General features: G+C 73.9%; 2 protein-coding genes. Both read left to right on the top strand.

The features are described 5' to 3' along the window. Positions 1-48: 48 nt before the first annotated feature. Positions 49-4,992, top strand: a complete 4,944-nt coding sequence (locus AC0AIB_RS05465; RefSeq protein ID WP_465096162.1) for a type I polyketide synthase — start codon at positions 49-51, stop codon at positions 4,990-4,992. A gap of 62 nt (positions 4,993-5,054) precedes the next feature. After that, positions 5,055-14,483 (top strand): type I polyketide synthase, encoded by a 9,429-nt coding sequence (locus AC0AIB_RS05460; protein WP_465096154.1) that lies wholly within the window; start codon positions 5,055-5,057, stop codon positions 14,481-14,483. Positions 14,484-14,505 lie beyond the last annotated feature (22 nt).

Here is a 14,505-nt window from a genome sequence, read left to right as displayed (position 1 = left end):
TGCGGCCCGATGAGCGACGACGACAAGCTTCGGTACTTCCTCAAGCGGGTGACCGCCGATCTGCACGACACGAAGCGCAAGCTGCAGACCGTCGAGGCCCGCGACCAGGAACCCCTCGCCATCGTGTCGATGAGCTGCCGGTTCCCCGGCGGCGTCCGTACGCCTGAGGACCTCTGGGACCTCGTCGCCGACGGTCGGGACGCCCTCACCGAGTTCCCGGACGACCGGGGCTGGGACCTGGAGTCGCTCTACGACCCCGACCCGAACCAGCCGGGCAAGAGCTACACGCGGGTCGGTGGGTTCCTCGACGCCGCCGGTGACTTCGACGCCTCCCTCTTCGGGATCTCCCCGCGCGAGGCCCTCGCCATGGACCCGCAGCAGCGGTTGCTGCTGGAGACCTCCTGGGAGGCGGTCGAGCGGGCCGGCATCGACCCGCTGTCCCTGCGCGGCAGCCAGACCGGCGTCTTCGTCGGGCTCAGCACGTCCAACTACGGCATGGGTCTGCCGCATGTGCCCGAGGGCGTCGACATGTACCTCGGCACCGGCAACACCACAAGTGTCGCCTCGGGCCGGATCTCGTTCACCCTCGGGTTGAACGGCCCCGCCGTCACCGTCGACACCGCCTGCTCGTCCTCCCTGGTAGCCCTGCACCTGGCGGTGCACGCGCTGCGCCGGCGGGAGTGCGACCTGGCCATCGCCGGTGGCGTCACCGTGATGGCCACCCCCGGCGTCTTCGTCGTCTTCTCCCGGCAGCGCGGCATGTCCGTCGACGGGCGGTGCAAGGCGTTCGCGGCAGGCGCGGACGGCACCGGCTGGGGCGAGGGCGGCGGGGTGTTCGTCCTGGAGCGGCTCGCCGACGCGGAACGCAACGGCCACCCGATCCTCGCCGTGATCCGGGGCAGCGCCCTCAACCAGGACGGCGCGTCCAACGGCCTCACCGCCCCGAACGGCCCGTCGCAGCAGCGGGTGATCCGGCAGGCTCTCGTCAACGCCAGGCTCGGCACCGCCGACGTCGACATGGTGGAGGCGCACGGCACGGGTACCACCCTGGGTGACCCGATCGAGGCACAGGCGCTGATCGCCACCTACGGGCAGGACCGGCCCGCCGACCGGCCGCTCTGGCTCGGCTCGGTGAAGTCGAACATCGGCCACACCCAGAGCGCCGCCGGGGTCGCCGGCATGGTGAAGATGGTGATGGCCCTGCGCAACGGCGTGATGCCGGAGACCCTGCACGTCGACGCGCCGTCGACGCACGTGGACTGGTCCGCCGGGGCGGTCTCGCTGCTCACCGAGCGCCGGCCGTGGCCGGAGCTGGATCGACCCCGCCGAGGCGGTGTCTCCTCGTTCGGGGTGAGCGGCACCAACGCCCACGTGATCGTCGAGGAGTACCGGCCGTCCGTCACCACCGACGCGGAGCAGGCCGACGAGCCTACCCGGACCCGCGACCGGGCTTGCGGCCTGGTCGCCTCGGACGTGACCGCGTGGCCGGTGTCGGCGCGGTCCAAGGGCGCGCTGGCCGTTCTGGCCGCCCGCCTCGCCGAGCGCGTGCGCGAGCACGGTGCGGTGGACCCGACAGCGGTGGGCTGGTCGCTGCTGACCACCCGGTCGACCTTCGACCAGCGGGCCGTCGTGGTCGGCGCGGACCTCGACGAGCTGCTGGCCGGTCTGGACGCCCTGGCCGCCGGCTCGCCGGCCGGGAACCTGGTGTCCGGTACGGCCGTCGGTTCGTCTGCTGGTCCGGTGTTCGTGTTCCCGGGCCAGGGCGCGCAGTCGGCGCGGATGGCGGCTGGTCTGGTGGGTCGTTGTCCGGTGTTCGACGTGCGGCTGGCGGAGTGTCAGCGGGCGTTGGCCGCCTACCTGAATGTGGACCTGGTTTCGGTGTTGACCGGGGATGACGAGTCGTGGCTGGAGCGGGTCGAGGTCGTCCAGCCGGTGTTGTGGGCGGTGGGTGTCGCGCTGGCGGCCGTGTGGCAGCACGCCGGTGTCAGTCCGGCGGCGGTGGTCGGTCACTCGCAGGGTGAGATCGGTGCCGCCTGTGTCGCCGGGATCCTCAGCCTGGAGGACGCGGCGAGGGTTGTCGCGCTGCGGTCGCGTGCGTTGGCGGTGTTGCGGGGCACCGGGGCGATGGCCTCGGTCGACCTGTCCGCCGACGCTGTCGCGGAACGGCTGCCGGCATTCCCGGGTGTGGGGGTGGCGGCGGTGAACGGGCCGGCGACGGTGGTGGTGTCGGGTCCGTCGCAGCCGGTGAGGGATCTGGTGGCGGCGTGCCAGGCCGAGGGCGTCCGGGCGCGGATCATCCCGGTCGACTACGCGTCGCACTCGGCGGCGGTGCGGGGGGTCGCCGAGCAGTTGCGCGCCGATCTGGTGGACGTCACGCCCCGGGCGGGTCAGGTCCGTCTCGTGTCGACTCTGACGGGGGAGTGGGTGGACCCGGAGTCGATGGGGGCGGAGTACTGGTTCGAGAACCTGCGGCAGACGGTGTTGTTCGATCCGGCCGTCCGGGTTGCCGCCGCAGCGGGCCACAGCACGTTCATCGAGATGTCCCCGCATCCGGTGTTGGCGATGCCGGTGACCGCGATCCTGGACGACGTGGGCGTCACCGGGCACGCCCTGGGCACGTTGCGGCGGGGTGAGGACGACCCGACCCGCCTGCTGACCAGCCTGGTTACCGCCCACACCATCGGCCTCCCGGTGGATCTGCGGAAGGTCCTCGCCGAGACGGCGACGGTCGACCTGCCCACCTACGCCTTCGACCACCAGCACTACTGGCTGGACGGTAGCGGCGGACCCCAGCTGGAGGGCCTGACCCAGGGCACCGCCGACCCCGGCGACGCCGGCTTCTGGGCGGCCGTGGAACGCGGCGACCTGGCCGCGCTCGCCAACGTGGTCACCCCCGCCGACACCCCCGCCGAGCATGCCGCCGACGCGTTGCGGCCCGCCCTGCCGCTGCTCACCTCGTGGCGGCGGCAGCGACGCCGGCAGTCCGACATCGACAGCTGGCGTTACCAGGACACCTGGAAGCCGCTGACCGGAGTGGCCAACCGGGGCATGAGCGGTACCTGGCTCGTGGTGCTGCCGACCGGGGACTTCGTCGAGCCCTGGCAGGACGCTTCCGTCGAGGCGATCGCCGCGGCCGGCGCGAACGTCGTACCGGTCCCCGTCAGCACCACCGACGTCGACCGTGACCTGCTCGGCAAGCTCCTGCGGGAGGCCCTCGCCACCGGTACCGGCACCGACGGTGGGGACGCCGAGGTGACCGGCGTGGTGTCGCTGCTCGCCTTCGACGAACTGGTCCACCCGCTCTATCCCTCCGTACCCGGTGGCTTCGCCGCGACCGTCGCGCTCTTCCAGGCCCTCGGCGACATCGGCCTGTCCGCCCCGATGTGGAGCGTCACCTCCGGTGCCGTCTCCGTCGGCCGCGTCGACCAGCTCCGGGCACCGATGCAGGCGCTGGTCTGGGGCTTCGGCCGGGTCGCCGCGCTGGAACACCCGGAACGCTGGGGTGGCCTCGTCGACCTGCCCGAGGCGGTCGAGGAGCGCTCCGCCGACCTGCTCGTCGCGGCCCTCACCACCGCCGGCGAGGAGGACCAGATAGCCGTCCGCCCGACCGGACTGCTCGGCCGCCGCCTCACCCGTGTCCCGCTCGGGGACAGCCAGCCCGCCAACCCGTGGGAACCCTCCGGGACGGCCCTGGTCACCGGCGGTACCGGTGCCCTCGGTGGGCACGCCGCCCGCTGGCTGGCCCGCAGCGGAGTGGAGAACATCATCGTCGTCAGCCGGCGTGGCATGGCCGCGCCGGGTGCCCGGCAACTGGTGGACGATCTCACCGCCCTTGGTGCCCGCACCACTGTGGTCGCCTGCGACGCGTCCGACCGGGAGGCCCTGGCTGAGCTGATCGACGGCATCCCCGACGAGCAGCCCCTCACCACTGTCGTGCACGCCAGCGCGGTGCTGGACGACGCCCTGATCAACGAGATCCGGATCGACCAGATCGAACGGGTCCTCCAGGCCAAGGTCGACGTGGCGTACCACCTGCACGAGCTGACCCTCGGCCTGGACCTCTCGGCGTTCGTCATGTTCTCGTCCTTCGCCGGGACCGTGGCCAGCTCCGGCGTGGGCAACTACGCGCCGAGCAACGCCTTCCTCGACGCGCTCGCCCAGCACCGGCGTGGCCTCGGCATGCCCGCCACCGCCATCGCCTGGGGCGCCTGGGCCGGCGGTGGCATGGCCGACGGCCCGTTCGGCGAGCTGCTGCACCGGCACGGCGTCCCGGAGATGCCCCCGGAGGCCGCCATCACCGCTCTGCACCAGGTGGTGGACCACGGCGAGCCGGCGCTCACCATCGCCGACATCGCCTGGGAGCGGTTCGCCGTCGCGTTCACCGCGACCCGTCCCGGCCCGTTGATCAGCGACCTGCCGGACGTCCGTCGGCTCCAGGCCACCGAACACGCCGTCGCCGGCACCGAGTTGCCCGATGGCCCCGACCCGCTGCGGGACCGGCTCGCCGGGCTGCCCGCCGCCGACCGGATGGCCGTGCTGCTCGGGCTGGTCCGGGGCCAGGTCGCCGCCGTCCTCAACTACGCCTCGATGGAGTCGGTCGACGAACACCGGGCGTTCCGGGAACTGGGGTTCGACTCGGTCACCGCGGTCGAGCTGCGTAACCGGCTCGGCACGGCGACCGGGGTGGCCCTCCCGGTCACGCTGGTCTTCGACTACCCGACCCCGACCACCCTGGCCGAGTACCTCTTCGCCGAGGTGGCCCAGGAGGACGTGGTCACCCCGACCGTGCTCCTCGACGATCTCGACCGGATCGCCGACAGCCTCGACGTGGTGGCACGCGACGAGGCGGCCCGGGTCCGGGCCACCGTCCGTCTCCAGGCGATGCTCTCGTGGCTCGGCCAGGGCGGCGGTGGCGACATCGGCCGGCATCTCGACGACGCCACCGACGACGAACTGTTCGCGATGGTCGACAAGGACCTCGGGATCTCCTGACCCACTCCGGCTCTCCCGCCGACACCCCGGCTCTCCGTCCCCTGCGAGGAAGCGGCTCCGACATGGGCAATGAAGACAAGCTCCGCGACTACCTCAAGCGGGTCATGGCTGATCTCCACGACACCCGTCGACGGCTCAGCGAGGTCCAGTCCCAGGAACTGGAGCCGGTGGCGATCGTGGCGATGAGCTGTCGGCTGCCCGGCGGGGTGCGCAACCCGGACGACCTGTGGGAGCTGCTGCGGGACGGCCGGGACGCCGTCACCTTCTTCCCCGACGACCGGGGCTGGGACCTGGAGCGGCTCTACCACCCCGACCCCGACAACCCGGGCACCTCGTACGCCCGGGAAGGCGGGTTCATCGACGGGGCCGGTGACTTCGACGCCCGTTTCTTCGGCATCTCGCCCCGCGAGGCCCTCACCATGGACCCGCAGCAGCGGCTCCTGCTGGAGACAGCCTGGGAGGCGGTCGAATCCGCCGGCATCGACCCCGCCTCGTTGCGCGGCACCCGGACCGGAGTCTTCGTCGGCACCAACGGGCAGGACTACGGCACCCTGCTGATGATGTCGCCGGACGGGGACGAGGGCCACTCGATGACCGGAGGGGCGGCGGCCGTCGCCTCCGGGCGGGTGTCGTACACGCTGGGGCTGGAGGGGCCGGCGGTGTCGATCGACACGGCCTGCTCCTCCTCCCTGGTGGCGCTGCACCTCGCCGTGCAGGCGCTGCGCGCGGGGGAGTGCACGCTGGCCCTGGCCGGTGGGGTCACCGTGATGGCGACCCCCGGCCTCCTGGTCGGCTCCAGCCGGCAGCGTGCCCTGTCCCCGGACGGCCGGTGCAGGTCGTTCTCCGCTGCCGCCGACGGTGCCGGGTTCTCCGAGGGGGTCGGCTGGCTGCTGGTGGAGCGGCTGTCGGACGCCCGCCGTAACGGCCACCGGGTCCTGGCGGTCGTCCGGGGCAGTGCGGTCAACCAGGACGGCGCGTCGAACGGACTCACCGCCCCCCACGGGCCCGCGCAGCAGCGGGTGATCAGCCAGGCCCTCACCTCGGCCCGGCTCTCCACCGCCGACGTGGACGTGGTGGAGGCGCACGGCACGGGTACCCGCCTGGGTGACCCGATCGAGGCCCAGGCGCTGCTGGCCACGTACGGGCAGGACCGGGGGGAGGCCACCCCGGTGCTGTTGGGGTCGGTGAAGTCGAACCTCGGGCACACCCAGGCCGCCGCCGGTGTGGCCGGTGTGATCAAGGTGGTGCAGGCGATGCGGCACGGGGTTGTGCCGGCGACCCTGCACGTGGACGAGCCGTCGCCGCACATCGACTGGTCGGCGGGTGCGGTGGAGTTGGTGACCGAGGCGCGGCCGTGGCCGGCGGTGGGGCGGCCGCGTCGGGCGGCGGTGTCGTCGTTCGGCATCTCCGGCACCAACGCTCACGTGATCATCGAGCAGGCCGACGAATCCGTCGACGAGGAGGCCGAGACCCGTACCCGCGCTCCGGGCGTGGTCGGCTCGGAGGTGACCGTCTGGCCCGTGTCGGCGCGGACGAGGAACGCACTGGCCGGCCAGGCCGCCCGCCTCGCCGCGTACGTGCGCGAGCGCGACGGCCTGGACACCTCCGCGCTGGCCTGGTCGCTGGCGACCACCCGCGCCAGCCTCGACCAGCGGGCGGTGGTGGTCGGGTCGGGTGTGGAGGAGTTGCTGTCGGGGTTGGATGCGGTGGCGGCGGGTGTGCCGGCGGGGAACGTGGTTTCGGGTGCGGCTGCTGGTTCGTCTGCGGGTGCGGTGTTTGTGTTTCCGGGTCAGGGTGGGCAGTCGGTGGGGATGGCGGCGGGTTTGGTGGGGCGGGTGCCGGTGTTTGACGCGCGGTTGGCGGAGTGTCAGCGGGCGTTGGTGCCGTTTGTGGATGTGGATGTGGTGTCGGTGTTGACGGGGGGTGATGAGTCGTGGTTGGGGCGGGTGGAGGTGGTGCAGCCGGTGTTGTGGGCGGTGGGTGTGGCGTTGGCGGCGGTGTGGGAGGAGGTGGGTGTGTTGCCGGGGGTGGTGGTGGGTCATTCGCAGGGTGAGATCGGTGCGGCGTGTGTGGCGGGGGTCTTGTCTGTGGAGGATGGGGCGAGGGTGGTGGCGTTGCGGTCGCGGGCGTTGGGGGTGTTGCGGGGTTCGGGTGCGATGGCGTCGGTGGATTTGTCTGTTGGGGCGGTCACTGAGCGGTTGGTGGGTTTCCCGGGGGTGGGGGTGGCGGCGGTGAATGGTCCGGCGTCGGTGGTGGTGTCGGGTCCGCCGCAGCCGGTGGCTGACCTGGTGGCGGCATGTGTGGCCGATGGGGTGCGGGCCCGGTTGATTCCGGTGGATTATGCGTCGCATTCGGCTGCGGTGCAGGAGGTCGCGGAGCGGTTGCGTGCGGATCTGTCGGAGGTGAAGCCGCAGGCCGGTCACGTCCGGCTCGTCTCGACCTTGACCGGGGATTGGGTGGACCCGTCGTCGATGACGGCGGACTACTGGTATGAGAATTTGCGGCGGACGGTGCAGTTCGACGCTGCGGTGCGGGTGGCGGTCGCGGCGGGTTACCGCACGTTCGTGGAGGTGTCGCCGCATCCGGTGTTGACGATGCCGGTGACCGCGATCCTGGACGACGTGGAGGTGACCGGGCACGTCCTGGGTACGTTGCGGCGGGGTGAGGACGATCCGACCCGGTTGTTGATCAACCTGGCTACCGCGCACGCCATCGGTCTGCCGGTCGACCTGACCCGGGTGCTGCCCGAGGCCGAGGTCGTGCCGCTGCCGACGTACGCCTTCGACCACCAACGGTACTGGCCGGCACCGCCGATCTTCCTGAACCAGGACGACGGGGAGCCGGACCTCGACCGGTGGCGCTACCGGGTCACCTGGGAGGTACTGCCCGACCTGCCGCTGACCCGGCTCTCCGGCACCTGGCTCGTCCCGGTCCCCGCCGCCCTGGCCGAGGAGCCGCTGGTCGCCGGTGTGCTGGGGGCGCTCGGCAACGTCGGCGCGGACGTCGTACCCGTGCTGCTGGACGTGATCGACGAGCAGTCGGCGTTCACCGACCGGCTGCGCGCGGCCCTCCCCACCGATGGCCTCGCCGGCGTGCTCTCCCTGCTCGGCCTCGACGAGCGCGTGCACCCGGAGCACCTGGCGGCCCCGCTCGGCGTCGTCGGGGCCGCTCAACTGGTGCAGGCGCTCGGCACGCTGGGCGTGGAGGCCCCGCTGTGGTGTGCCACCCGACGGGCCGTCGCGGTCGGTGCCGGGGACGCCCCGCCGACCCCGGTGGCTGCCGCCGTCTGGGGCTTCGGCCGGGCGGTCGCACTCGAACACCCCGGTCGTTGGGGCGGACTGGTGGACCTGCCGGCCGACCTCGACCCGGGTACCGGCGCACGACTCTGCGCGGTTCTCGGCGGCAGCGGCGGCGAGGACCAGGTCGCCGTCCGGGAGACCGGCGTACTCGTCCGCCGCCTCACCCGGATCACCGGGCCCGAGCCGGCCACCACCGACCCCGGCGACGACGGTTGGCGGATGCGCGGCACGGTGCTGATCACCGGCGGAACCGGCGGACTCGGCGGGCACATGGCCCGCTGGGCGGCCCGCGCCGGCGCGGCGCACGTCCTGCTGGCCAGCCGACGCGGTCCGGACGCGCCGGGCGCCGCCGACCTGGCGGCGGAGCTGACCGACCTCGGCGTCCGCGTCACCGTGGCCCCCTGCGACGTCACCGACCGGACGCAGCTCGCCGCCCTGCTGGCGAGCACACCCGACGACGCCCCGCTCACCGCCGTGCTGCACACCGCCGCAGTCCTCGACGACGGCATCGTCGACACCGTCACCCCGGCCCGGCTGCACGCCGTCGCCGCACCCAAGTGCACCGCCGCAGAGCACCTGGACGAGCTGACCCGGGACCTCGACCTCGACGCCTTCGTCCTGTTCTCCTCCGTCGCCGGCACCACCGGCAACGCCGGACAGGGCGCCTACGGGGCGGCGAACGCGTACCTCGACGCCCTCGCCGAGCGACGCCGGGCCGAGGGGCGCCCCGCGCTCTCGGTCGGCTGGGGTGCCTGGAGCGGGGCCGGCCTGCCGGCCGAGAACGAGGTCGCCCGGCAGCGGCTCCAGCGTGGCGGCATGGTCGCCATGAAACCCGAGCTCGCGGTGGAGGCACTGGGCCTGGCCCTGCGGCGCGGCGAGGTCACCACGGTGATCGCCGACATCGACTGGACCCGGTTCGCCCCGGCGTTCACCCTGGTCCGGCCCAGCCCGCTGATCGGCGACCTGCCTGAGGTACGGCGGGCGGCCCCGCCGGCGGACCAGCCAGCGGAGGCAGCGCAGGACGCGCCGTCGTCGGCACTCGCCCAGCGGCTCGCCGGAATCAGCTCCGCCGACCGGAACGCGGAGCTGCGGGACCTGGTCCGGCAGTGTGCGGCAACCGCCCTCGGCTACGGGGCGGCCGAGGACGTCCCCGCCACCCGCCCGTTCCGGGACCTCGGCCTGGACTCGCTGACCGCGGTGGAGATGCGCAACTTCCTCGCCACCGCGACCGGCCTGCGGCTGCCGGCCACCCTCGCCTTCGACTACCCGAACCCGACGGTGCTCGCCGCGCACCTCGACGAACTGCTCACCGGGAACGCCGTCGACACGACCGCGCCCGTCGCGGCGGCTGCCGTGTCCGACGAACCCATCGCCATCGTCGCGATGGGCTGCCGGTTCCCCGGTGGGGCGGACACCCCCGAGCGGCTGTGGCAGCTGCTCGCCGCCGGAGGCGACGCGGTCGGGGAGTTCCCCACCGACCGGGGCTGGGACCTGGCCCGGCTCTTCGACGCCGACCCCGCCAACGAGGGCACCAGCTACGCCCGCGAGGGTGCCTTCGTCCCCGCGGCCGCCGAGTTCGACGCCGGCTTCTTCGGCATCAGCCCGCGTGAGGCCCTCGCCATGGATCCCCAGCAGCGGCTGCTGCTGGAGACCTCCTGGGAGGCGATCGAACGGGCCGGCATCGACCCGCAGGCGCTGCGGGGCAGCTCCACCGGTGTCTTCGTGGGCACGAACTACCAGGACTACCGCAACCTGATGATCGGCGCCGAGGGCGCCGAGGGCCACCTGATGACCGGCAACGCCGGCAGCGTGCTCTCCGGCCGGGTGGCCTACACCTTCGGGCTGGAGGGGCCGGCCGTCTCGGTGGACACCGCCTGCTCCTCGTCGCTGGTGGCGCTGCACTGGGCCTGTCAGGCGCTCCGTTCCGCCGAATGCTCCCTCGCCCTGGTCGGCGGGGTCACCGTGATGGCCACCCCCGGCGTGTTCGTCGGCTTCAGTCGGCAGCGGGGGTTGGCCCCGGACGGCCGGGTCAAGGCGTTCGCCTCCGCCGCCGACGGGACGAGCTGGGGTGAGGGTGCCGGCATGCTGCTGGTGGAGCGGCTCAGCGACGCCCGGCGCAACGGCCACCCGGTACTGGCGGTGATCCGGGGCAGCGCGGTCAACCAGGACGGTGCGTCGAACGGTCTCACCGCCCCGAACGGCCCCGCCCAGCAGCGGGTGATCCGGCAGGCGCTGAGCAACGCCCGGCTCTCCGCAGCCGACGTGGACGCCGTGGAGGCGCACGGTACGGGCACCCGGCTCGGTGACCCGATCGAGGCGCAGGCCCTGCTCGCCACCTACGGACAGGAGCGCCCCGCCGACCGTCCGCTCTGGCTCGGGTCGGTGAAGTCGAACATCGGCCACACCCAGGCCGCTGCCGGTGTCGCCGGGATCATCAAGATGGTCCTCGCCATGCGGAACGGCTACCTGCCACCGACCCTGCACGTCGACGAGCCCACCGACCAGGTGGACTGGAGCGTCGGCGCGGTCGGACTGCTCACCGAGGGGCGGCCCTGGCCGCTGACCGGACGGCCGCGCCGCGCCGCCGTCTCCTCCTTCGGGATCAGCGGCACCAACGCCCACACCATCCTCGAGCAGGCCCCCGAACCGGCCGTGCCGGTCGTGTCCCCGGCCGAACTGCCGCTGGTGCCGGTGCTGCTGTCGGCGCGGACCGCCGCGTCGCTGGCCGCCCAGGCGGGCCCGTGGGCCGACCGGCTCACCGGGCCGCAGGCGGCGCCGCTGGTCGACGTCGGCTGGTCGTCGGCGGTCTCCCGGGCCGTGTTGGAGCACCGGGCGGTCGTCCTGGCCGCCGACCGGAAGGAACTGCGTGCCGGGCTGCGGGCGTTGGCACGTGGCGACGACTCCCCGCTGCTGGTCACCGGGGCGGCCACTGGAACGCCGAAGGTCGCGTACCTCTTCTCCGGACAGGGGGCGCAGCGCCCCGGGATGGGCCGCGAGCTGGCCGGGGCGTACCCCGTCTTCGCCGCCGCCCTGGACGAGGTCTGCGCGGTCCTCGACCCGCACCTGCCCCGACCGCTGCGCGAGGTGATGTTCGCCGAGGCCGGTACGGTCGAGGCCGACCTGCTGGACCGGACCGAGTTCACCCAGCCGGCGATCTTCGCCGTCGAGGTGGCGCTGTTCCGGCTCCTGAGCGCCTGGGGCCTGCGCCCCGACGTGGTCGCCGGCCACTCCATCGGCGAGTTCGCCGCCGCCCACGCCGCCGGGGTGCTCACTGTGGCCGACGCCGCCGAACTGGTCGCCGCGCGGGGCCGGCTCATGCAGGCGTTGCCCGACGGTGGGGCGATGGTCGCCGTCGCCGCGCCGGAGGCCGACGTGCGCGCCAGCCTCGGTGACCGCGCCGACCGGGTCTGCGTGGCCGCGGTGAACGGTCCCACAGCGGTGGTGCTCTCCGGCCCGGCCGACGCCGTCGAGGAGGTGACCGCCGAGTGGGCCGCGCGGGGCGTACGGACCCGTAGGTTGGCGGTCAGCCACGCGTTCCACAGCCCGCTGATGGACCCGGTGCTCGACGACCTCGCCACCGTCGCCGCGCGGCTGTCGCACCACGCCCCGACCATCCCGCTGGTCTCCACGGTCACCGGCGCGCCGGTCGACGCGACGGAGATGGGCACGCCGGGGTACTGGGTGCGGCACGCCCGGGGCGCGGTGCGCTTCGCCGACGCGGTCACCGCCCTGCGCCGGCAGGGCTGCACCGGGTTCGTGGAGGTCGGCCCGGACGGGGTGCTGACCGCCCTCACCCAGGCCGCCCTCGCCGACGGCGGGTCGGCCGGCGGGCGGCCCGCGCTGGTGGTGCCCACCCTGCGCCGGGACCGTCCGGAGTCGGCCGCCCTGCTGCGGGCGGTCGCCACGCTGCACGCGCACGGCTGGTCGCCGGACTGGCCGGCCCTCTACGCCGACGCCGAACCGCAGCCCGCCGACCTGCCCACCCACGTCTTCGACAGGCAGCGCTTCTGGCCCGAACCGCCAGCGTGGCTCACCGCGCCGGTCGACGAGCGGACCGAGACCGACAGCCGGTTCTGGACGGCGGTGGAGGCCGAGGACCTCGACTCGCTGCTGCGCGAGCTGGACGTCGACCGGGACCAGCCGTTCGGCACGGTGCTGCCGGCGCTGTCCGCCTGGCGGCGGCGCGGGCGCGAACGATCCATGGTGGACAGTGCCCGCTACCGGGAGCTCTGGCAGCCGCTGGCCGCGCCGACCACCCCCTCGGCGACGCCTCCGGAGCGTTGGCTGGTGCTGCTGCCCGCCGCCCTGGCGGGCGACCCCGGTCTGGACGCCTGCGTCCGGGCGCTCGGCGCGAACGTGACAACCGTGCCGGTGGACACCGCCGCCGACCCGGACGAGCTGGTCGGCGTCCTGGCCGACGCGCTGGCCCGCACCGACCAGCCGCTGTCGATCCTGTCCCTCCTCGGCCTGGACGACTCCCCGCACGCCGAGTACCCGGCGCTGCCGCGTGGCCTCGTGGCGACCGTGCAGCTCCTGCACGCGATGACCGACCTGGACGTGGCGGCCCGGCTCTGGTGCGCCACGCGGGGCGCGGTCGGGGTCGCCGACGGCGACGCGCCGGCCAGCCCCCGGCAGACGGCGCTGTGGGGGCTGGGCCGGGTGGCGGCGCTGGAACAGTCCGCCCGCTGGGCCGGGCTGGTCGACCTGCCGGCCGCGATCGACGGCGGGACCGCGACGCGGCTCGCCGACCTCCTCACCGGCGGCGTCGCCGAGGATCAGCTCGCCGTCCGGGACGCCGGGGTGTTCGTCCGCCGGCTCGCCCCGGCCGCCACCGTCGGCGAACCGGAGCCGTGGCGGCCCCGGGGCACCGTGCTGGTCACCGGCGGCACCGGCGCGCTCGGTGGGCACATCGCCCGTTGGGTGGCCGCCGCCGGCGCCGAACGGATCGTGCTGACCAGCCGGCGCGGCATCGACACGCCCGGCGCCGCCGAGCTGCTGGCCGAACTGGAGGCGTCCGGCGTCGACTGCCGGGTGGCCCGCTGCGACGCCGCCGACCGGGCCGCAATGACCGACCTGATCGCCGAGCTGCGGCGGGAGGGCCCGCCGCTGCGGACGGTGATGCACGCCGCCGGGGTCAGCGAGTTGGTGCCGCTGGCCGACACCACCCTGGAGGACCTGGCGTACGTCATCGGCCCGAAGCTGGTCGGCGCGGAACTGCTCGACGAACTGCTCGACGGCGTCGAGCTGGACGCGTTCGTGCTCTTCTCGTCGATCGCGGCCGTCTGGGGCAGCGGCGGGCAGGGCGCGTACGCGGCCGGCAACGCCTACCTGGACGCCTTCGCCCAGCGACGGCGGGCGCGGGGGCTGCCCGCCACGTCGGTGGCCTGGGGCCCGTGGACGGAGTCCGGCATGTTCGACGACAGCGGGCCGGAGCAGCTACGCCGTCGTGGCCTGCGGGTGATGCCGCCCGGCGTGGCGTTGGCCGGGCTGCGGCACGCCCTCGCCGTCGGGGACACCTGCGTCACCATCGTCGACATCGACTGGGCCACCTTCCACCCGCCGTTCACCGCGCTGCGGTCCAGCCCGCTCCTGGCCGACCTGCCGGCCGTACGGGAGCTGAACGCCGGTCCCGCCGAGTCGGTCGGCACCCCTGCCACGGTCGGTCGGGACCTGCTCGCCGAGCTGCGTCCGCTGCCCGCCGCCGAACGGCGCGGCAGCCTCCTGGAGATGGTCCGGGTGACCGCGGCGAAGGTCCTCGGCCACTCCACTGCGGACGCCGTCGACACCGAACGGGGTTTCCTCGACCTCGGGTTCGACTCGCTCACCGCGGTGGAACTGCGCAACCTGCTCAGCGCCGAGACGGGGCACGAACTGGCCACCACCGTCGTCTTCGACTACCCGACCGCGGCCGACCTCGCCGGCCACCTCTACGGGGAGCTCTTCGGCGACGAGGGCGAGCCCGTCGACGGTGGCGACGAGGAGACGGTCCGGCGGGTCCTCGCGGCGATCCCACTGGACCAGTTGCGCCGCTCCGGCCTGCTCGACCCGTTGTTGCGGCTCGCGCGGGACACCGGCGCGCCGGAGCCGGATCCGGCCGCTGCGCCGACCGCTCCGGTCGCCCCCGAGGCCGAGATCCGTGAACTCGACGTCGCCAGTCTGGTCCGGCTCGCCCTCGAAGGCTCCGACTCGTGACCCGGCCAGCCCCGAGGAGTTT

The organism is Micromonospora sp. DSM 43699 (assembly GCF_055517075.1).
Note: the sequence above shows the minus strand (reverse complement) of the source record. Positions and strands in the feature narration are given on the sequence as shown.